Genomic DNA, 22,324 nt, shown 5'->3' with positions numbered 1-22,324 from the left:
GAAAATCAAAATCCTTCTAAAACAAAAAAGCAAGCTATTTGTTTTAGCCTGCTTTTAATTTATTCGTGACCTCGGCAGGATTTAAACCGCCTTTAGTGACCACAGCAGGGTTTACAATAATATTGCTGGTTTCCCAAGTTTCATAGTTATTTTTAAAAACCTTACAAAGTCTGTTGACCGAATTGTTGACGGTTTATTTGATTGCAAATGATATCATTTGGCTTTCAATTATAAAAATAACAAATCAGAGAAATTAAGTTTAATAATCATTAGCATATTTTTTTCTTCGACAAAGCCAAATACCAGAAAATAGCACAAACACCGAAATGGAAAAATACCAAATATCAATTTGAAAATAAATGTCAGACGGAACGCTATTACCAGCAAGTAAAACCAATACTAATAGAACCAAACGAATGATCCCATAACCTATTAGAAGGATAGCCCAAATTTTAAGAAAAAATGCCGACTTAATAATTCTCAGTTTCCAAAAAGCAATAGATATGCTTACCAACAATAACGTAAATAATAAAGGAAAATAAGAATATGCAATGAGGTGTTGTGTGACATGAACCAATAGTGGCAAAAAGCTAAATGATAAAACAGCTTGGTTGTTTTTAATTCTGTCTTTATTCATCTTATTTATTATTTTCTAGAATTTCTGCGAGCACGCTTCCAATGTAATTAGTGGTGTTTGCCAAAAACTCAAAATTGACAGTTTCATAGCTGTCTTCCGGACTGTGATAGTACGGAGTTCTGTCATCAAGTTCCTCAAAAGGGTGGACTGTGGTATATTCTGCTTCAAGAAAAGGTTTGTTGTCTGACCCAGCACCACCAATAATTTGCATAGGGATGTTATCTTCCTTAGCTTTTCTTAAATAGATATCCTCCAAAAGAGGTGCGGGTGATTGCAGTGTTAAGGCAAAGTCACCGTCTGAATCATGACCTATCAAATCAAATATATGTACAGAATGCACTTCAAGGTTTTCTTTTTGAATCTTTTCTACAAATACTGTGCTACCCACTTCATCATCTTCTTCCTGGTCAAAAAAGACAATAAAAACATTGTATTGCTTGTGTTTAAATTGTTGTAATTTTTTTGCAAGAGCCAGACATAAAGCCACACCACTAGCATTGTCTACTGCACCAGGCGAATTTCTTTCAGAATCGTAGTGAGCACCTAGTATAATATGTTTCTTTGTTGGTTTTGAAGCTAAAAGTTTTCCCACTACGTTGATACCCTTATTTGGACTGAAAAACATATCCAAAAAATAATTACTCTGAGGAGTTTGGTATTTTTGAAATTGAACTAACCATCCAGACCTTATAAGCTCGCTTGCCAAATATTCAGCGGATATAACACGTTCTTCATAGCTTGCTCTTTGTCTCAAAAAGCGATTTTTTGCAATGGTATTTTTACCTGTCAATTTTGCCATGACCTCTTTTTGGTAGTTTATGATACTAGTTGCAGTGTCTTTTTCTTGTGCGATACAAGATGAAATCGAGAGTAGTAAATAGAAAGTGATGATAGTTTTAAGCATGGGCTTATTTTTATTGGGTCATTCGCCATTTGGCCCAAGTTTGTAGTGTGTTCATAGCAACTTTTTTACCATTAGAGCTGTTGGTAAGAATGATGATGCCATCCTTTTTCTCAAAATCCATCATAAAGCCAGCTTCCCAACCTGTATTCGTTCCTGCGTGACCTGTAACTTTAATGGGCCCAAAATTATATGTGGCATAGCCCAAACCATAGGCACTTCTTTTCGTTTTGGTTATTGGGATAATTTGTGTCATTTCTTGAATAGTCACTTTACTTAAAACTATATTTTCCGAAAATTGAGCTTTTGCGAAAGTGGACATATCGTCAAGAGTTGTATGGAGACCAGCTGCGGCCTTTGCAGTAAATCGTTCATAATAAATTTCGTCACCTTCCTTGTCATAAGGTTTTGCTGAATATTTCTTTATTTCATCATCAATGATGAAACTAGTGTTGTCCATATGGAGTGGTTGGAAAACGTTCTTGCGCATATAGTTTTCAAATTTTTGCCCTGTTACTTCTTCGATGACAAGCTGCAATATGGTATAGCCACCACCTGAATATTTGAATTGAGTTTGTGGTTCCAAAATAACTTGCACAGCTTCATTTTCTCCCATGGGTCCATTCTCTCCATTTAAAGATGCCTCCAAAGTTGGTAATTCATCATCGGGATGAAAACCGGGATATCCGTGTACAGATAATCCTGCGCTATGGCTTAATATTGATCTTATCGTAACTTTACTGTGGTCAAATTCAGATTTAGGTAATTTCCATCGTGTTAGGTAGCTTTCGACAGGCACATCAAGTTCAAGTTTGCCATCTTCAACTAAATTCATAACTGCCCAAGCAGTAAACAATTTTGAAATAGAGCCGATGTTGAACCCGGTAGTTGTGGTTATCTTGGCTTTATTTGATTTATCAGCATAGCCATATCCTTTTTCATAAATAATCCTACCATTTTCAAGAATGGCAACAGCGATTCCTGGGACGTTATTTTCTTCAATTAAGGATGGAATTTTAGGGTCCATTAATTGGTCAATGGATTTTGTTTTTTCAATTGTTGGTGATTGCGCCATTAAACTTGTATTGACCCAGAGTGGGGCAAGCAATAGCATTGAGATAAAGGTTTTCATTACATAGTATTTTAAAGTTGTAGTAAACTTAGTTTTATGAAGGATAATTAAATAATAAGATTGATTGATAACCCATGTAATACTTTAATGAGCACTCTTTGAATGTCTAATACCAGTTGTTTAGGATTTGATGTTGTTCATATTGAAAAATCAGTAATCCGTCAATTAAATTGTAATCAGTTTTTTATTCAAATACCTTTGTACCATGGTTTCAATAGAAAAGAAATACCTGTCTTATTTTGTAGTAATGATCTTATTTGTAGGTTCAAGTATAGGTATGGTTCACTATAAACAATTATTGGAAAGTTCTACAAAAGCAGTCTATGAAACTTATTTTTTGATTTTTCAAGTATTGTTTTTTTCTGTCATAGGCTATTTGCTCTTTTCTTGGATGTTCAAGTTGATACGCAATTATAGGCTGCTGAAAAATGAAAAGTTAGAGGCTGAATTAAGCTTGTTGAAAAGCAAGATTGACCCACATTTTTTTTTTAATACATTGAACAATTTGTATGGACTCGCCATAGCCAAATCGGACAAGACTCCAGAGGTGATTCAAAAACTGTCTGAAATAATGCGGTACACCATTTATGAGGGGGAGAAAAATGAAACCTCACTTAAAAGTGAAATCAACTATCTAGAAGAATATATTGACATTCAAAAAATAAGATACCAGAAAAATGTCGACGTACAGTTGAAAACAGATATAGAGGATGATTCGATATTGGTTGCACCACTGCTCTTTATTATGTTAGTTGAAAATGCATTTAAGCATGGTATTGAAAGTCTTACAGAAAATTCTTTTGTCAATATTGATATAATTCAAAAAGAATGTAAGGTTACTTTTGAAGTTATCAATAATTTTGAGTTGAAACCTAAAATAACGGGTGGTTTAGGTTTGAAAAACCTAAGGAAACGACTGCAACATTTATATCCGAAAAGACATAGTTTGGTTTTAGAAGAAGATGAAAATATATATCGCGCTAAAATTACATTATTGGCCAAATGATTAAATATGCTATCATAGACGACGAACCAATTGCTCATAATATCATTGAAGAGTTTGCTAAAGAGATTATGAGCTTGCAAAAAGTGGGTAACTGCTATGATGCTTTTCAGGCTATTGAATTATTAAAAAAAAAGAAAATAGATGTACTGTTTCTAGACATTAATATGCCAAAACTTACAGGTTTTGAAATGTTGAAAACGCTCAAAAATCCACCAAAAATTATTATCACCACTGCGTATAAGGAGTTTGCCTTGGAAGGCTACGAATTTCAAGTATCGGATTATTTATTGAAGCCATTTACATTTTCGCGTTTTCTTAAGGCAGTTAATACAGTTTTGGAATTTAAGGAAAACACTCCCAAACCTGCGGATATTTTATCTGACTTTATTGAAATTAAGGTAGACAAGAAAAGGCATCGTGTGAAATTATCGGAAATCTTGTTTATTGAAGCTCAAGGTAACTATTGTAAAGTAGTTACTAAAACTAGGAATCTATTTACATTGAGGGGCATATCTGATATGCAGTCAGCACTATCTGAACAATTTTTGAGGATTCATAATTCGTTTATAATCAATAAAGATATGGTTACTGCAATTGAAGGAAATCGAATTTATATTGGAAAGGAGATAATTCCAATCGGAAGGACACATAAACACAGGCTTAAGGATTTATAATTTAGATAAGTAAAGGTTTTTGTTTAAATACAAATGTGTTATCATCTTTAAGATTAAATAGTAAGATGAAAGTCAAGTAAAGAATAGCCTGTGTTTTGCTATATGGTCAACAGTTTTGACGATTAAAAATCTGTTGACCTTTTTCTAATAAATTTTGATTTCGATTGTGCCTTGTTAAAACGCAAAGACCCTTTAAATGACAATATTTGAAGGGTTTTAATTTTGTTTGGTGCTCTTGACTAGAATCTTGCTGGATTCAAACCTTGAACCTTCAGTGACCTCGGCAGGATTGACTTCGTCCATCCTGACAAAGCTCCGCTTTGAAAATCAAAATCTTTCTAAAACAAAAAAGCAAGCTATTTGGTTTAGCCTGCTTTTAATTTATTCGTGACCTCGGCAGGATTCAAACCTATCTTGTAAGTTATAGTGTTTTAAGGTGTTTAAGAATGTCAAAGAATAAGAGGTAACTAAATAACTTCCTTTTTCATTGAACTAGATTGTTGTATAATGATTTTCAATCAAGATAAAGGTATGGATTTATCTCATCAAAATGATATAAAAAAAATGAAATATAACGGGTTATGATAACTGATTACTTTTTATAAAATAATTGATATACTCGGGTATCAATGTGCCTAAATAATAAGGTAAATTCATTAGTAAGTATCTAGTCCCATTAGGTGTTTTTGTTTCTTGTATGGAAAACTTACCTGCATATATTCTGATAGCGTAAGGATGATTGGTACGCTCTATAAATTGATGAAGTGATTTTAAAGAACCTGTACTTCCAGATTTAATTTCAATAGGGATTACCTTTCCGCCCATAGCATAAACCAAATCAACTTCTGAAGATGCTTGTTTCTTTTCTCTAACCCAAAAATTAGGAAGTTCAGATGTATTACTTTGAATAGAAATTAATTCTTGTGTGATGATATGAGGTATAATAGCTCCCTTGTAACTTTGGCTTAAATCTTCCAGCATTAACATTTCTGCACTAATACCTAATATATGGTTAAGTATTCCAGTATCTAAAAATTGTAATCTAGGCGATTTTTTTAGGTCTGGAATTATTGGTAATTCAGTAGTAGTAGTTGGATAAATAAGCTGAATGATTTTAGCTTGATGTAAATTTCGCATAGCTTCTCCAACCTCTCTTGACCTATAGTTGGAATTACCAAAATTTTGAAATTTTATACGTTCATCAACTGAATATGCAGCTGTAGCCATAATATGTTTAAGTACATTCTTTGCTGTGGTATTTGTTGTGTACTTTTCAGAATCACTAATATAAGAACTCCAAATGCTTTCATATATGGACGATAAATCAATGACACTTTTAGTATTGACATATTGGCCAACTACCTCTGGCATTCCTCCTATGATGGTATATTGATTGAATAAATCAAGCAAGGTTTTATGTGCAACAGATTTTATAGGAATATTTTTTAATTGTTCCAGACTTGTATGATGACCAATCGCTTCTAAATATTCTATAAAATTAAAAGGGTAGAGATATAAAAACTCGACTCTTCCCACAGGAAAACTTTGAACATCTTTAAGAGCAAATTCAAGTAAAGACCCCGCAGCTATTACATGAAGTTCTGGAGTTTCTTCATAAAAATATCGTAAGAGCTGTATGGCTTTCGGCTGCTCCTGTATTTCATCAATAAAGAGTAATGTATCGCCAATATCTTTGGAAATAATATTATTAGAAATAAACAGAGCTTCAATAATTGTCTGTACATTATCTGTTTGCTCAAAGTACTGACGATCTACTTTTTTCTCTAAGTTAAGATGTATTGTGTGCTTATACGTTTTTGCAAATTCATTGACCAAAGTGGTTTTCCCAACTTGTCTTGCACCCCTAACGATTAAAGGTTTTCGGTTGGGTTTGCATTTCCACTTATGTAATTGTCTTGAAAGGTTTCTTTTTAGTGCCAAAATGATATTTTTTGTAACAAAGTAAACGCAAATATATTATTTTATTGTAACAAAGTAAATGATGATTTGATTGAATTTTGTATTAAAGTAAAGAATGGCATTAAAATTTTGTTCCTCTCCCTTCCATTTTAAGTTTCCCTTTAATCTTTTAATTCGCTTACCGAGCCCTCGCTTCTACATTTTTTTGTCAGCAAAACAACAACATTCAGTTTTGAACTACGGCATAAACCAGGCTCATACTTCGCACTTTTTAATACGTCTTATCAAATCTGAATATTGAATCACCGGGGCATCAAAAAAAGGTAACAACGAAGGCTCTAGGGGAAGTAAATCAAAGTATCGAATTATGAAATCATCTCAAAATACCCAAAAAGTAAGTGGAAACAAAAAAATCAAAAAAGGAAAACACTCTGGATATAATAAGTAAATCACTTAAAAAAAATGAATATTAATTTTTAAATATATAGTTATGAGTAGTATTAAAAATCATGTACAATTAATTGGGAATGTTGGGCAAGAGCCTTCAGTAACCAAACTTGAAAACGGAAAGAAAGTAGCTCGTTTTTCGTTAGCAACAAATGAATATTACAAGGATTCTAAAGATGAAAAGCATACCGACACTAATTGGCATGCAGTTGTGGCTTGGGGTAAAACGGCGGAAATTATTGAGCAATATGTAAGTAAAGGAAAAGAGATTGGAATAGTCGGAAAACTTAAAACTAGAAGCTATACTACAGATGATGGAAACCAACGCTATGTTACCGAAGTGGAAGCAAATGAAATTCTACTCCTAGGCAGTAAATGAAAAAAGAAAGAGGACACACACTACCACGCGTTGCCCTCTTTTTTCATTATTAATCTCTTAAAAAAGAAACAATGAAAGACAAAGTTAATGAAATTCAGATAAGTTACAAGGATAGAATTTGCATATCCAAATCACCTAGCATTAAAAGCTCATCGGATGCTGCAGAATTACTATTCGAGTATTGGGATAAGAACACCATAGCACTATATGAAAATTTTAAAGTTGTCCTTTTGAACAACTCGAATAGGGTTAAAGGGATTTATGAACTTTCAAAAGGTGGGATTACAGGAACTCTAGTGGACATAAGAATCTTATTTGCTACAGTATTAAAATCCCTAACTGTGGGGATTATTTTATCACACAATCACCCATCGGGAAAATTGCAAGCAAGTAATGCTGATATTCAATTGACCAAAAAAATACAGAAAGCAGCTCAGTTTTTTGACATAGCAGTTTTGGATCATGTAATCATTACTCCAAATGGCAACTTCTATAGTTTCGCTGATAATGGAATGTTATAATTGGATAGTTATGATTTACATAAAATTTCAGGATCTAAGCGAAGAAAAGCAAGTGGAACTATTGAAGGTTTCTAGAGAGCATGTTACCTACCTGTTTGGGATTCCATTAAAAAATATGTGGATAAAACAGGAGCAGATTTTGAACGTTTGATAGATGAGGAAACCATTAAAAACCTCTATACCTACGATTACGTTTTTAATATCTAAAAAGCTAAAACAGCACAAAAAGACCTTTCTATTATGAAGGGTCTTTTTTTAGTTTAAACCCTTAAATTTTGTAACTTCATCAAGCTGAAATATAGCAGGGTTACTGTATGGTCGATGACTATTTTGATTTGACTTTCCTAAGACCATACACATCAAAAACAAATAATAAAGGAATCGTATTCCGATAAAGAGCAATTGTCCTTTTTGGTCAAATTGTGTGATTTTTTGTCCCGTTTGCGGGACGAAAAGGAGCAGCAAGAGGGTAACACGCATAGCGATGTTAGGAATTATAAGTATTTGAAAAACAGTTAGATATAAATTTAATAAACCGAAATGTTTTTTGGATTTGCAGCAAATTGCTTCAGAACTCCAACGAATAGGCATTTTTTTACAGCAAAAAAGCATGGAAGAATTTTCAAAATATGACTTTTCGGCCATTAACATCAAGAAAAAAGTAGCTGTTAGATTTAGAAAGTTTTCCAAGGAAATTTCAAAGTCCAATACAGAGGCATTAGCAGCGATGCTTAATTTTTTTGATTGGAACGACCTTTCCCCAAACGATAACTTGGGTGTTAAAAATGAGCGAACCAATAAACGGATAAATGCAGTAATTGCCATTCTTAAGAACATTGAAAAGCACCAGACCAAACCGATGACTGCCATGTTGCAAACCCTATTTGAAGAAACCACCAATCTTGAAAAAGAAGAGGAATCTTTTGGTTTTGAAACTCCCCTAGTTACTTCGGAGAACGAAGAACTGGAGTATTATCGTGAAGGATATTATAACCTTAAGGAAAAGTACCACACATTAAAACTTCAGATGGATGATATCCTGTCAAAAGTAACTTATGTGAAAAGTAATTTTGGTAAAGGTTCTTTCAAATTAGATATAGACATAACAACCTTGAAAGAATTAAAAAAACAGTTATAGATGTACATCACCATTTCCCCTCAAAAAATCAGTGGAGACTATTCGCAAAGCGTTGGTGATTTTGTGTCCTATCTTGAAAAGGAAAATGAAGGGAAATCAGCTTTGGAACAAGAACACTTTTTTAACCAATATGGCGAGGAAATCACGGGTAGTGAAGTCATCAAAGAAATTGACGGTAATACTGCCAAACTTAAAAAGAAGGAGCCCAAGTTTTACTCAATCACCATAAATCCTAGTAAAAGGGAGTTGAAACAATTACAAGACCCCAAAAGAGATTTAAAAACCTATACCCAAGAACTTATGAAAGATTATGCCACGGCATTTCATAGGGAAGTCAATGGAAAGGCAGTATCTGTAAATGATATTAAATATTTTGCCAAAATTGAATATCAACGATCTTTCAAGGGAACGGACAAAGAGATACAGGAAAACCAACCCTATGCCACAAAAATATTGTCGTTCAAACATGAAATTCGAGCTATCGAGGAAGGGAGGAACACGGGAAACATCAAAAAACTGGAAAACCAAATTTCTCGACTTGAAAAAGAGGCCCCGCATCAACAAAATGCGAAACGTATTGTTAGAGGGATGCCCAAAGAAGGATCACAGACCCACATTCATATTATTGTAAGCCGAAAGGATATGAGTAATTCAGTAAGCTTGTCCCCAGGAGGCAAACATAAAGCTTCGGAAGTAATGATGCACGGTAAAATAGTAAAGCGGGGGTTTGATAGGAATGGATTCTTTGCAGCCTCAGAAAAGACGTTCGATAAGTTATTCCATTATAAGCGAAATTATGTGGAATCCTATAAGGCAAGAAAAACACTTTTAAAGAACCCTAAAATCTACTTTTCAATCCTATCAGGATTACCAACCAATGAAAGAGCAGTAGCCTATAAGCTACTTTCAAAATCCGGAGTTCCCATTATGAACATACCAACAAATAAATTGCAATTGACAGTAAAAGCCATTAAGAAAATAAAACAAGGTTTTGACAAGGCCATTCAATCCAGTTCCATAGGTATATGAATTCTTCATTGGCTCATATCGTTCTATGCACAATCATTCCCTTGATTACCCTTGGGCTTCTTTTCTATGTCTTTTTCTATACGGAAAAATCCGAAATGAAGGACAAGAAGTATCGAGTACCGTTTAAATTGAAAACAGGCAAATTTCAAATTGGGAATGTTAAAAGGGGAGTTTCCATCATTGGTTCTGCGGGTAGTGGAAAAACGGAGAGCGTTATTTACAATTTTCTGAAACATTTCAGTAAACATGAATTCTGTGGTATCATACATGATTATAAAGATTTTGAGCTGACTGAGATTGCCTATCCGCTTTTTAAAGACAAAGAGGTTAAATTTTATACCATATCATTCGATGAAATCCATTTTAAGGTCAATCCAATTACTCCAAGATACTTGCCAAATGAAGAAAGTGTCAATGAGGTATCAAAAGTGCTAATTGAAAATTTATTGGAACAAAACCTTTCTGAAGCATCAGGGAGTAATAAATTCTTTTCGGACGCCGTCGAAGGTTTGTTGAGTGGATTGATTTGGAAATTAAAAACAGCACACCATAAGTATTGTACATTACCTCATTTGATTGCGCTCTTTCAATCGATGAACACTAAGAAATTAGTTGCTTTTTTAAGTTCCGATTTGACTTCAAAAGCGATGGCTAGTGCCTTTATAAATGGTATCGAATCAGAAAAGCAGACTGCTGGTGTAAAAAGCACCTTGGCGAATGCCCTCAAGAAAATTAGTTCACAGAAATTGTTCATGATACTCTCGGCAGATGAAGTTCCATTAGATATTAATAATTCCAAAAATAAAGGAATCATTTCCATAGTAAATAATCCCAAATATGAATCAGCTTATTCCCCAATCATTGCCACGATTATGCATACGGTTATAAAACAAATGAGCGTGAGAAACCAAGAATCTTCCTTTATATTAATGGAAGAAGCCCCAACAATTAAATTACTCAATATGCATCGCATTCCCGCAACCTTAAGGAGCTACGACATTACCACAGTTTATGTTATGCAAGATAAAATCCAAAACGATATGCTATATGGAGAGAAAGCAAGTAAAGCTATTCTAAGTAATTTGTCGTATCAGTTTTTTGGTAAAGTGAACGACCCAGATACTGCCAAATATTATGAACGCTTTTTTGAATTTATAAAAAACCCTACCAAAAGCATTAGTAAAGGAACCGGGCTTTCTTGGGATGCCAGAATAACTAAAGGTGAGAAAGAAGTTCCAAAACGTAGGGCAAATATTTTTTTTAGGTTAAAGCAAGGTGAATTTATTGCTTTTGCAGATGGAAAGGATAAGAAGCTGAGACTAAGGTTGCAAAAAAGCAAGAAAGAAAAACCTATGCCAATGATTTATTTAAATGAAAAGGAGTTAAAGTTCAACTATGAAAAAATTTATCGAGAGATTAAAACAATACTATAGGAATTAGTTTTATTTAAATGTATTTAGTCAAAAACCTGATTGGTTCTGGGAAAAGCTAGATATAGAGATATTCTCATTTTTATTCGTTTTAAATTTAAGAAAACTAAAGAATAACCTTTGACTATCTACAACTTATATGAAATTTTAAAAAGTAGAACTCTAGGGATAATAAAAGTGGTTTGGTCACTTATAAGAAAATCTGAAAAAGAATTTTGTCTTCTGAATTGACTGTCAAACAGATTAGTAACTGAAATTTCCAGTCCCCACGGACTGTCCTCCTTATGATAAAGTAGGGATGCATTTGTTAGGTTGAATTTATTAGAAATTCCTTGATTACGATTTGAGTAATTTATCTGTTTAAAGTCAGTATATATCTTAAAATCCTTTAAGAAGTCATATGATAGTATGCCGAAAAATTCTCTATTAAGGAATTCATTGGTCACAGCAGAAGTCTCAAATGTTGTAGGCTCAAAAGAATAGCCTGTTTCTAGATTGGGAAGTTTATCAAAAAATGTTTCCACTTTACCAGTTATGGATAAGGATTTTGAAATATTTTTAGTAATATTTTCATTAACTAATTGAAAAAATTCATTGTAATTTCCTGAAGCGTCAATACCCAGTTTTACTTTCCCTTTCCTTTTGCTAAACTTTAAATCACCTGTAAATGAGTTTTCTGGATTGTTGAACATAGTAAAAGTTACAAATTGCTCAATACCATTTAAAGATGTGCTGTTTTTAACGGTTTGGGTTTTGCGATTATAGGTGATGAAGGTATTGAGATTAAGCCCCCTAAAAAGGCTAAACTTATTATAGTTTAAAGAAACCGTATGAAAACGCTCATTTTGTAGATTTGGATTACCTAAAAACACACTGTTAAAAGAATTTATGAGAAAATTATTAAATAGGCGATTGCTTTTTGGAAAACGTAAATGTCGCTGATATCTAAGTTGTAGTTTTTCATTGTTATTAAATTTCACTTCTGCATCGAATTTGGGCAAAAGTACTGAGGTTGTATTATTAACAGAATTTTCAAATTGTGAGTTGTCCCAAATATAATTGTGGTAAAACAACCCTGATTTTAAAGTAAAAACACCCCTAAGAAACTTATATTCTAGACCTAAAAATGTATCAGTAAGCCGATAATCGATTTGGTTTCCAAAACCATTATTAGAAAAATCGTTAAGATTGCCGTCACTCAAGGTTTGTATTTCTTGGGTTGAGCTTGAATCAAAGAATAGGTTAGCACCCAAGGTGGTGTATACGTGGTTAAAATTGTCAAGCACCCAGTAATCCTTAGCTATTAAATCAATTGTGGTACTTCGCCTTTCTAATTCTTGAAGGATATCAATTTGGTTTTCCTGTTGTATGGGAATAAGGTCTTCTAAAAATGATTGACTTGTAACCCAATTGTTAGCAGAACTACTTTCAAAAAAGTTAACCGTAGATTCTAAACTAAGGGTTTGCTTACGAGAAAAGCGTTTACTGTATTCTAAGTTTTGCTTTATATCAATAGCTTTAAGATTGGAATTAGTAGTAAAGAAATTCTCTATATCAAAGCTCTCGGTTAGCAGACTTCCTTCGGTATTGTTCTTATTTAATTTGACAAATGTATTGGCTGAAAAATCTTCTTTACTATTCGGTTCATAATCAAAGGTCAATTTCCCCAATAAAAAAGAATTGTCTATTAATTTTGAGTCAGTTCTATTTTCATCGAAAGAGGTATTGTTATTATTAAAGATATTCAAGGTGTTTTCCTGCGTTTCAATATCACTAGCACTTACAATTAAAAAACTGTTAATATCCGTCTTATTAGAAACTGATTGCCTAAAATTCAATGCTCCAAAACGATTTATATTAGCCTTAAAATGGGTATTAGATAAGAATCTCGAAAAATTGTCACTGGCAAGTGATAAATATCCTCGAATATCAGTTATTAGCTTTCCAAATCCCCCATTAAATTCAATATAATCATCAAATTCAAACGACTTGGTTCCTATATTGTTAAAATCACCGATAAAGTTTAGTGTCGTTTTAGGGCTGTAATAAAATAGGTTAGGATGTGCTAAATAGCGATCTTCCAATCCACCACCAACCTCCATATCTCCAAAGGCAAACTTTTTTTTATCTTCTTTTAGTTTTATGTTCAATGCCAAATCACCAGAATCCCTAAGACTTTTTAAAAAACCTATTTCATTGTAGTTGTCCAGAACTTGCACCTGATCGACTGCGTCTGCTGGAATATTATTGACTGCTAATTTACTATTGCCTGTAAAAAACACCTTGTCCTCTACCAAGACTTTAGTTACTTCTTTTCCTTGAGCTGTTACATTGCCCTCACGATCCACTTCAATTCCTGGAAGTTTTTTTAATACCTCACGTAGTTTTCTTTCTTTTCCGTTTACAAAGGCATCAGTTTGATAAGTAATCGTATCTTCCTTTACTACGATAGGAATTTTATATTCCAAGATTACTTCTTGCAATAAGTTGGTTTTAGGTGTTAACGCCAAATTCAGAGTATCATCTTTAAAACCACTATATCTAAAAACTAACTCTTTATAACCCAAGTAACTAATTGTAACGGTATAGTCGATGCCCTTTTCGAGCCTTAGCTGGTATTCACCTCCTTTATTACTTATTGCGAAAGAGGTTTTGATATCATTGCTTTCTGCAAATGCTAAAATGTTAGCGTTCTGCAGAGGACCATCTATTTTTGAAGAAACTGTTCCTCTAATTGTTATTTTCTGAGAAATAACATATCCATTTGTCATGACCATTAGAAAAAACAAGATATATATTTTCTTGTAATGGCTTGATTTAATTAGACTACTCGATGGGGAGTATTTTATTTTTATGATTTCTGAACTTAATAAATAAATATACCATATTTTCTCTGTCAACCTCTCTTTTTAATTTCAGCCATTTTTGAATCTAGTATCTCATAATATTGCTCAAAAGTCATTTTTTTAGAGCCTTTAGGGAGATTGATCTTGACAGTTTTCTCTTTTATCTCTTTGAGTTTGTAAACTACTCTATCCCGATACATTTCAAGAATTAAACCAGGCAATCCGTTATAACCTAATGGTCCAAAAGAAAAAGGAAGTTCCGGCGCAAACCAAGCTACAACTTTCTCATTATATGTTCCCAATTTTCTTGTGGTTGTAGCTTTTATGACCTTGAAATCTCCAATGATTTTAGACTCGTTCGTTATATCCCATTTTATGTCTTCATCTAAGGTTAATACCGTGGGAGGATTAGAATTCAGTAGGGAAATTAGCTTATTAGAGTCCCCCTTTTTTGTGTACCAAATCTCATTTCCCGAGCAAAAACCTGATGCTAATTCATACATTAATGGATTAATGTCGTCTCTAACCATTTGCTCTGATTGTTTAAAAATTGATTCATTATTATCAATCAATAGTAGAAATTCTAAATCGGCCATAACCTCTGCAACCATGCTTGCCATTGTCTGCGCTTCTGCATGTTGGGTTTCTTTTAAATCATCGAATCTTGAATCAATTGTATAAGAAACACTAAGTGATTTTTGACTAAAAATATTCCCGATAAAAGACAGAAATAAAAAAAAAGTTATCAATCTATAATCTAATAATTTCATAAAATAAGTTAAAGGGAAGATTTTTTAATCTTCCCTAATTAAAATTAATAAATGGTCATTTTAATTACAAATTGCAATCACATCTTTGTCTAATACAGTAATTGTATGCAAGTCCAAATAAATCCGGACGGTCTTTGGTTAATTTACTAGCAATGCTAACGCAAGATTCGAAAGCAATTTCTTCATTTGTACTCGTTTTTGCTTCTACGTGTATACTGTTTGAAAAGGCGAAAAACAATATAAGGATTCCAATAATTTTTTTTGTTTTCATAATTTTAAATTTAATGAGTTATAATAATTTAAATCTGGGTAATTTTCTCTTACAAGCTTATTTTGGCAATAGAATAAGTTTCATATAAGTCTAAATAAACTCTAATAATCTATTAAAACTTCCATTTTCCCCCGAGAGAATAGACTTCTTTCATTGGAACTAACAGTTCGCCATATGGCCCCCAGTTAGTATCATTTAGCTGAATATTCCCTTTGGCTTCAATTAGAAAATTTCTTTTTACATCATAGCCTAGAATACCATTTATAGAGCTTCTAGGTCTTGTGTTCCACATATTGGTGAATTTGTCTTTCGCAAATTCCATCTCTATGCCGCCAAAAAAATAAATCTTATCAGAGATATATTGTTTTAGACCTATTGAAGTTCTTAATCTATCTTCTAAAGCATATGTGTCAAAATGGTTTTGAAACTCTAAGTCAAGACTATTTGTTAAAGGGTAACCAACTCTAAAATAGGAGTGTTTTTCGTATTCTAACGGATATGTAATATTTTCAAATTCAAGTTTTGAAGAAGATTGCACCTCTTTTACTTGGCAATTTATTTTAGAAACTGCAAGGAAAATAAAAAAGAAAATAATTCTACCATTAGACATATAGATCGTTTTAAATACAAACAACCCCTACACTAATTAGCAGGGTTGTTTGTATAGGTTTTACTTTTTTAGTACAAAACTAAATTTAGCAAACGGTACAATGAAAGACGTGGTCTCATCAAAATAGTTTGTAGTATTCGACGAAGTTATGCCTAACCCAATTTTATAGTTATCAATAACATAACCAATTTCATACCTACTTGCCCAGTAACTAAAGTTTTCATTAGTAAAAACAGAACCAATCAAATTATTTTCTTCATCAAAAAATGACTGCTTGGCAGTGAAATCACTATTGGTGTTAAGTCTCGAAAACCCAGCACTTAGAAAAAAGTTACCTTTTTCAAATAATTTAAAGTGATAATTTAAGTACAAATGGTAATCAACGAGTAAGCCATAAGTATTACTTGCAACCCCAAAATCAGGTTCTATATTACTTTGTCCGGATACAATATAATCGTATCGGATAGTATTCATGAACCCAATTGAAAAATTATTACTTATAAAGTATTCCACTCCTAAATTAATACCTATTCCTGCATTCTGTAAATCTGGATTTACAAACGAAGCAAAATTATTTTCGCTCACAAAAAAAGAGGAAAGGGGATAAATAGGAGTAATTCTATACTCTAATCCCATTTCAAATTGTAAACTTCTTTTATTAGATAAACGAGAAGTTTGTGAGTAAATGCAGATTGGAATTAAAAAAAGTAAAAAGGTTATTTTTCTCATTTAGTTTTATTTAAATCTAGCGAATTTCATAAGAAATAACATTGTTCGATTTAGAAAAATTAGTAATGTTAGGAACACCTGGCTGATTTTCATTGACATTCAATAGCTGATGATTATAATCTCTATTCCATGACCTCCAGGTAATTTTAAAGGTGCTACCATTAGGGCCTGGAATTACGCTAGACTGTATTACTGCAGGCCAGTTGTCATGTTCAAAAATAACATGCTGTAAAACTCCTGAGGCACTTCTGCTTGCAAGAACTTCATCGACACTCAAATTCTCATTTAATTCACTATTCCTAACTTTTCGTATTTCGAATCCTGAAGGATTGTAATTTTTATTATCATAGAATACATTGGGTTGAACAAAGTTCCAAAAAACCTTCGTGTGGTGAATATCCGCTCTTTCCCATTTACTTTCTTTTTTATCTTTAATATTAATAGTTTTCAATTTGTATGTAGTTGGAGCCCCACCACCACCTGTGCCACCACCGCCAGATCCGTCTCCATCACAACTTACAGCAATTTTTTCAATGTTCTCTCCACCAATCGGGCAGAGGGCTAACTCTAGTGTCATTAAAGAGGGGGACGCTTTCCCTGAAGCATATAGACTATCATACATTTCATCTGTAAATTCATCTGCAAAAAGCTCTAGTTCACCACTATTAAGTTTGTAAGCTCTAGAAATTTCTTTTTCAGAACTTTCATCATAACTATTTACTAAATAGATACCATCCACAGGAGCGCCTTTGTCTTCAATTATTCTTAATACTGGATACCATGTGCCACCTTCGAGATCATTAAAAGCTCCTAGTGAAGCCGCCGTGTCATCGTCTGATTTACTATCTAACCCAGAAACTTTCAAAAGACTTTCGATGTAAAATCGAGGTTGATCTTCTTTACTGGACTTTAATTCTTCCAATTGGTTAAAATTAGGGTTAACCTCAAGAACTTTTTCCATTAAATTAGTTAAATGAAACTGCTTGTATGCTAATTTTTCCTTAATTGTTGCACTAGCCATCAATTCTTTACTTAATATTTCTGAAGAATTTTCTTCGCTAATGATATTACTATTTTCTTTTGAGCATGAACTCACTAATGAGGAAACACAAAAAATGATTCCCAATACTTTTCTAAAATGTAACATGTGGTTGTAATTATAGTTTTGTTTACTCTTTTTTAAATAGGCTTTTCAACTTACACCTATCATTATCGCGATTATGATGTTCCCTAAAGTAGTATGTTGATTTTTTAAGATTCTATTAATTAGCTGTATCTAACCTCAAATTCTATGAATCTTGGCTAAAAGCCTTCTCAATTTTCATAGAATTTGGACCTTTTTACTCTCTTTTGGTTTAAATTGTACTCGGTCATTTTATTTTAATAACATAACATATGTCCCAAATTCTAGAATATGGTATTCTTAATTCTTTTGTCCTTAGAGAACCATTTATGCCAGTTAGTTTATTTGTGGATTTGATTTCAGATAGGGAAAAGGTTTCAGATGAGGATTTAATGAATATATTAAAAGACCCCCAAGTAGAGGAAGCTTTGTTTTTAGCCTCCCATTCTTTTTGGAATCGAATAGAAAAATGGAAAAAAAATAAGATAAGCGGAGAGAAAGAAAATGAAAAAATAAAATTATCAATACTAAAGTACATCGCAAGATTTTGTACTAGATCTACTCCATTTGGATTATTTGCTGGTTGTTCCTTAGAAAGGTTTGGTTCAAATAACAAATATGAGGGATTAAGCAGAAAAACAGAATTAGATGCGAACTTAATAGGTGATATTCTACAAAAAGTTAACGAAACATATAGCGATAGTCCTAGTATCAGGTTTAGCGCCAATAATACAATTGTTGATTTTTATGATAAGTATAGGTATGTGAAGCCAATTCAAGAAAAGGGAAAAACAATTTTCGTAATTGAAGAAGTTTCAAAAACTGACGAATTATCTAAAATACTGGGTGAAGCTAAACGCACAAAAAACATTAAACAGCTTTGTAGTACTATTGCTAACAAAGAAATATCTGTCCGAGAAGCTAGGCAGTATATCGATTTGCTAATCAGAGAAAAGTTACTTCTACCCGAATTACAAATTCCTTTAACAGGAGAAAATTGGTTTTCTAAATTATTGTTTATTTTAAAAAAACACACCCACGATAACTTAAATAACTTAAATCATGCTTTAAATAAAATTGACCAGAATAAGGTAAACGGAATCAATAATTATAAGAAGGTTATTGATTTAACGAAAAAGTTAGATTTTGATATTAAATCTGAATTTTCTTTTCATGTCACTTCCTTTAAAACAAATAGTTTTGAACTAAACCATTCTCATAAGAGAGATTTTCTAAATGCTTTAAAAATTCAAAGGCTTTTAAGCCAAGGTAATACTAATGGTAATCTCGAAAACTTTAAAACTCAATTCAAAAAAAAGTTTAAATCGAGAAGCATAAAACTATTAAAGGCACTAGACCCTGATTATGGCATAGATTATCTTTCCATTAATAACTCTAATGGAGTTGTTGAAATTTTTGATGGTATCGAAATTGTAAAACCAGATACCGACTCAGAAATACGGTTAAACCAAATAGAGTTAAAAGTTTCTAGAATTATTGCAAATGCTATTCAAAAAAGGAAACGAGAAATAGAATTAAGTGACAAAGATTTTATTGATTTTAAACAAGATTATAATGAATTAGCCGACACTTTTTCAGGAATATTTGAAATTATAAAAACCAAAAAAGGAAATTTGGTAAGATTAAAAAACCTTGGAGGAGCATCAGGTTTAAATTTGATAAGTAGATTTACAAGAGATAATATTGATTTTAAGGGCTACGCTAAAAAAATTTCTGAGATAGAAGATGCGTTAAGACCAAATCAAATAATTGCCGAAATAATACACCTACCTGATAATAGGCTAGCTAATATTTTAAAACGAGAAAGCTATAGAAGTTATGAAATCCCTGTTTTTACTAATTCTTATAGTGCAAATATTATTTTATTAGAGGATTTGTCGATTTCCATGAAAAATGGAAAATTGATTTTAATTTCAGATAGTTTGAATAGGGAAGTAGTTCCTCGACTGAGTACCGCACATAATTTTACTACTAGTAACCTTCCAGTGTATAGGTTTTTATGTGACTTGCAGACTCAAGACTTAGATTTCGCACTTTCACCTAACTTTTCTTTTTTAAGTGCAATATTTCCATTTATCCCACGCATTACTTATAAAGGAGTGATTGTTTCTCCTGCAATTTGGGAATTACAAGAAGAGTGTTTTAAAGTTTTATTTGATTCGCTTTCAAATTCTGAAATCCTTTTGAAAAAGTCAAAAATTTTACAAAAGGAAAATAATTTGCCAATGTTGGTTTTATTGATTCAAAATGATAATGAAATTTTAGTCAATTTAGATAATATAGATTGTATCAAATATTTTTTGCAACTAATCAAAAATAGAAGCAAAGTACTGCTACAAGAATTTTTATTAGACTTGGAGACATACAGGAATAAATCTCCAAATTTTGCAAATGAAATTGTTGTCACTTTTTATAAAAACAGACCTAATGAATAAAAGGGAGGTCAAAATTCAAGAATCCTTTTTTCCTGGTGATAAATGGATTTGTTATGAAATTTATTGCGGAATTCAGAATGCCAATAAATTTTTAGGCGACTATTTTTTACCCGTTGCTGTTGAACTTCAAGATTCCGGGATAATTAGCAAATGGTTCTTTCTAAGATATAGCAATCCTGATTTTCATTTAAGACTTCGTTTTGAGACACGGAGTAAATCAAATTTTCATAAGGTTATCTCCGCGATGAACAATTGCTTTATGAAAGAATATTGCAAAGAAGTAATATGGGAAGTTCAGCTTAATACATACCATAGAGAATTAGAACGATACGGAAAGATAACTATAGAATTAGCTGAAGAAATTTTCTGGTTAGATAGTCAAATAGTTATTTTGATATTAAAACATCCTAACTATAAACTAGACGGGTTTGAGTGGAAAACAGCAATATTTATGATGCTAAAATATCTGGAAGGTTTTTATAATAATGTTAATGATAAGCTTCTATTCGTGGAGAAAGTAAGGGGTAAATATCAGAGTGAGTTTAAGCCAAACAAGCTGACAAAAATTCAGATGTCAAAAAATTATAGGATGTACTCTCGGGAGATAGATAGCGTAATCGATAATTTTCATCTTCCGATTTCCAACCAGAGTTGTTTAGATATGCTTTCTCTAAAATTAAAGGAATACAATAATAAGAACTTTGATGGAGACACAAAAGATCAGATACTCTCAAGCTTAATACATATGTCTCTCAATCGATTGTTTATTAATAGAAATAGAGAACAAGAATATTTGTGTTATGATTTTCTCCAAAGAATATTAAAAAGCAGAGATGCAAAGAGTATTGATATTTAAGTAAATACTTATAATTTATCTTTTAAACTCTTATTGTAAGCCTTTATGGCCAATCGAATATGATGTGCAATGGATTTTTGCTCTTTCAACTTACTGTTTAAGAGACTGAGTTCATTTAAATCATGGTCATTTAAGTGATAATTTTTTCTTATTAGTGCCATTAAAATTAGTATTTGTTCATGCTTTTTAGTGAGAATAAAAGTTTTTCAGCCAAGCTAGTTTTGTCTGTTATAATTTCTGCTTGCCCTTTCATTTCTTGAGTAAATAGAATTTCTTTTTTATAAGAAGTGGATAAGCCATTGTTGAGAACTGCATCAAGAATATAACTGCCGTCTTCCTCTGGAAATAATGGAACATTTGTAATAGTGCCAAGTAGATAACCATTTTCATATGCTGGATAATTATCTAAATCAATATTTACTAAACAATCTTTTTTAATTTTTCCTAGACCTTTTTGAACTGTTTTAACCTTAAGAATATAATCCGTGTCTTTTGGTAGAATTGTACAAACCAAATCACCTTTATTCAGTGTTTTTTTAGAGCTCCAGAATTGATTGAAATTTACTCTTCCATCGATAGTAGATTGGATGAGATATTTTTGCTTCCAATTTCTTATTGCTCCCTCAAATTTTTTGTAATTCTGAATTAAACTGTTTCTTAAATATAATTGTTGGCGCTTTAATATATAATCTGAATCTGTTTGGTTGAATTTTGCAGTATTCTTTGTTTCCTTAACACTTAAAATTTCCGAAACTATTTCTGTAAGTTTTTTTTCTGAGTTTAAATATTCAATTTGTTTTGACTCATATTCTGATAATGAGACTACCTTTTTACGATATAGTTCACTGTAACGATTCAAATTAGTCTTGAAGAAATCAACTTCTTTTTGTTGCTGCAGTTTTTGTTTATTGAGTACCGTCAACCTATTTTCAATATCTAAAATAGAACTCTCCCTTGCATTTACTTTGTTCTGCTCTGGTGAGTAAACCGTATGGATTTTAAAGTCTAGATAACTGTTTTCAAATTCTGAGTATACAAATTCCAAGTCCCCTAAATTGAGGTTAGAAATAGAATCCATTTTACTGAAGAAGCTATCATTATTAAAATTAAAAGTTTCTAGAAGTCTCGAGATTTCAAAAATATCATTGTGATTAGCGTTATTTTCTAAAATAGCTATAATATCACCTTTATTAACAATATCATGGTTAGAAACAAATAGGGTATCTATTTTACCAAAAATTGTCGCGTAGTGTTTTTCAGGGGGAACATAAGTAGTGATTAAAACCTCACCCTCAATTACATCTGGATATTTTACCAACCAAGTTAGATTGAATAAAAGGCATAGAACAATAACAGTTATGGTACTGCCCCACCTTATTGTCCATGATGGAGTTTTATTTATTAATGTTTGTATGTCTTCTGAAATGTAGTATTCATCATTCATAACTA

20 protein-coding genes are annotated in these 22,324 nt (G+C 32.1%); 9 read left to right on the top strand and 11 right to left on the bottom strand.

Annotated elements, in window-relative coordinates; translation table 11 throughout:
- Positions 1–259: 259 nt before the first annotated feature.
- From ACZ1GR_RS05555 to ACZ1GR_RS05545, 3 genes are read right to left on the bottom strand one after another with little or no spacing between them, the layout of a single operon-like run.
- Positions 260–637: a hypothetical protein gene (locus ACZ1GR_RS05555; protein WP_472611215.1), complete on the bottom strand. Its 378-nt coding sequence runs from the start codon at positions 635–637 to the stop codon at positions 260–262.
- Position 638: 1 nt separating this feature from the next.
- Positions 639–1,541 carry a M28 family metallopeptidase gene (locus tag ACZ1GR_RS05550; RefSeq protein WP_472611214.1) on the bottom strand — a complete coding sequence of 301 codons (903 nt, stop codon included), beginning with the start codon at positions 1,539–1,541 and terminating at the stop codon, positions 639–641.
- Between the two features lie 10 nt (positions 1,542–1,551).
- Positions 1,552–2,670: a serine hydrolase domain-containing protein gene (locus tag ACZ1GR_RS05545; protein ID WP_472611213.1), complete on the bottom strand. Its 1,119-nt coding sequence runs from the start codon at positions 2,668–2,670 to the stop codon at positions 1,552–1,554.
- Between the two features lie 205 nt (positions 2,671–2,875).
- On the opposite strand from ACZ1GR_RS05545, the gene ACZ1GR_RS05540 reads away from it, so the two are divergent.
- Positions 2,876–3,676 carry a sensor histidine kinase gene (locus ACZ1GR_RS05540; protein ID WP_472611212.1) on the top strand — a complete coding sequence of 267 codons (801 nt, stop codon included), beginning with the start codon at positions 2,876–2,878 and terminating at the stop codon, positions 3,674–3,676.
- Positions 3,673–4,350, top strand: a complete 678-nt coding sequence (locus ACZ1GR_RS05535; RefSeq protein ID WP_472611211.1) for a LytR/AlgR family response regulator transcription factor — start codon at positions 3,673–3,675, stop codon at positions 4,348–4,350. Before ACZ1GR_RS05540 ends, ACZ1GR_RS05535 begins: the two co-directional genes overlap by 4 nt.
- Before the next feature lie 579 nt (positions 4,351–4,929).
- Here ACZ1GR_RS05535 and ACZ1GR_RS05530 read toward each other — a convergent pair.
- Entirely contained in the window at positions 4,930–6,291 is a 1,362-nt protein-coding gene (locus ACZ1GR_RS05530; protein WP_472611210.1) for an ATP-binding protein, read from the bottom strand.
- Positions 6,292–6,760: 469 nt separating this feature from the next.
- On the opposite strand from ACZ1GR_RS05530, the gene ACZ1GR_RS05525 reads away from it, so the two are divergent.
- From ACZ1GR_RS05525 to ACZ1GR_RS05505, 5 genes are all read left to right on the top strand, one after another.
- Positions 6,761–7,096: a single-stranded DNA-binding protein gene (locus ACZ1GR_RS05525; protein ID WP_472611209.1), complete on the top strand. Its 336-nt coding sequence runs from the start codon at positions 6,761–6,763 to the stop codon at positions 7,094–7,096.
- 71 nt (positions 7,097–7,167) lie between these two features.
- Positions 7,168–7,617 (top strand): JAB domain-containing protein, encoded by a 450-nt coding sequence (locus ACZ1GR_RS05520; protein WP_472611208.1) that lies wholly within the window; start codon positions 7,168–7,170, stop codon positions 7,615–7,617.
- A gap of 610 nt (positions 7,618–8,227) precedes the next feature.
- The gene (locus ACZ1GR_RS05515) at positions 8,228–8,755 is read left to right on the top strand and encodes a BfmA/BtgA family mobilization protein (RefSeq protein WP_472611207.1); all 528 of its coding nucleotides are present in this window, start codon (positions 8,228–8,230) and stop codon (positions 8,753–8,755) included.
- Positions 8,756–9,784: a MobB family relaxase gene (gene mobB / locus ACZ1GR_RS05510; protein ID WP_472611206.1), complete on the top strand. Its 1,029-nt coding sequence runs from the start codon at positions 8,756–8,758 to the stop codon at positions 9,782–9,784.
- Between the two features lie 95 nt (positions 9,785–9,879).
- On the top strand, positions 9,880–11,217 hold the full coding sequence (locus ACZ1GR_RS05505; RefSeq protein ID WP_472611205.1) for a type IV secretory system conjugative DNA transfer family protein: 1,338 nt from the start codon (positions 9,880–9,882) through the stop codon (positions 11,215–11,217).
- Between the two features lie 125 nt (positions 11,218–11,342).
- Here ACZ1GR_RS05505 and ACZ1GR_RS05500 read toward each other — a convergent pair whose 3' ends face one another.
- From ACZ1GR_RS05500 to ACZ1GR_RS05480, 5 genes are all read right to left on the bottom strand, one after another.
- On the bottom strand, positions 11,343–14,114 hold the full coding sequence (locus ACZ1GR_RS05500) for a carboxypeptidase regulatory-like domain-containing protein (RefSeq protein ID WP_472611204.1): 2,772 nt from the start codon (positions 14,112–14,114) through the stop codon (positions 11,343–11,345).
- Complete coding sequence (locus ACZ1GR_RS05495; RefSeq protein ID WP_472611203.1) at positions 14,111–14,830, bottom strand: GLPGLI family protein; 720 nt, start codon at positions 14,828–14,830, stop codon at positions 14,111–14,113. The genes ACZ1GR_RS05500 and ACZ1GR_RS05495 overlap by 4 nt, the downstream gene beginning before the upstream one ends.
- 383 nt (positions 14,831–15,213) lie before the next feature.
- Positions 15,214–15,711 (bottom strand): hypothetical protein, encoded by a 498-nt coding sequence (locus ACZ1GR_RS05490; protein WP_472611202.1) that lies wholly within the window; start codon positions 15,709–15,711, stop codon positions 15,214–15,216.
- A 60-nt stretch (positions 15,712–15,771) separates the two neighbouring features.
- Positions 15,772–16,440 carry a hypothetical protein gene (locus ACZ1GR_RS05485; protein WP_472611201.1) on the bottom strand — a complete coding sequence of 223 codons (669 nt, stop codon included), beginning with the start codon at positions 16,438–16,440 and terminating at the stop codon, positions 15,772–15,774.
- Positions 16,441–16,456: 16 nt separating this feature from the next.
- On the bottom strand, positions 16,457–17,587 hold the full coding sequence (locus ACZ1GR_RS05480; RefSeq protein WP_472611200.1) for a hypothetical protein: 1,131 nt from the start codon (positions 17,585–17,587) through the stop codon (positions 16,457–16,459).
- A gap of 248 nt (positions 17,588–17,835) precedes the next feature.
- Here ACZ1GR_RS05480 and ACZ1GR_RS05475 point away from each other — a divergent pair, with 248 nt between their 5' ends.
- Both ACZ1GR_RS05475 and ACZ1GR_RS05470 read left to right on the top strand, forming a co-directional pair.
- Entirely contained in the window at positions 17,836–20,019 is a 2,184-nt protein-coding gene (locus ACZ1GR_RS05475) for a lantibiotic dehydratase family protein (protein ID WP_472611199.1), read from the top strand.
- Positions 20,012–20,875, top strand: coding sequence for a thiopeptide-type bacteriocin biosynthesis protein (locus tag ACZ1GR_RS05470; RefSeq protein WP_472611198.1), 864 nt, complete (start codon positions 20,012–20,014; stop codon positions 20,873–20,875). Before ACZ1GR_RS05475 ends, ACZ1GR_RS05470 begins: the two co-directional genes overlap by 8 nt.
- A gap of 8 nt (positions 20,876–20,883) precedes the next feature.
- Here ACZ1GR_RS05470 and ACZ1GR_RS05465 read toward each other — a convergent pair whose 3' ends face one another.
- Positions 20,884–21,036, bottom strand: a complete 153-nt coding sequence (locus ACZ1GR_RS05465; RefSeq protein WP_472611197.1) for a hypothetical protein — start codon at positions 21,034–21,036, stop codon at positions 20,884–20,886.
- 5 nt (positions 21,037–21,041) lie between these two features.
- Positions 21,042–22,319 (bottom strand): HlyD family secretion protein, encoded by a 1,278-nt coding sequence (locus tag ACZ1GR_RS05460; protein ID WP_472611196.1) that lies wholly within the window; start codon positions 22,317–22,319, stop codon positions 21,042–21,044.
- Positions 22,320–22,324 lie beyond the last annotated feature (5 nt).

The organism is Croceitalea sp. W27 (genome assembly GCF_055693185.1).
The sequence above is the reverse complement of the archived record's forward strand: the minus strand, read 5'-3'. Positions and strand labels throughout refer to the sequence as shown.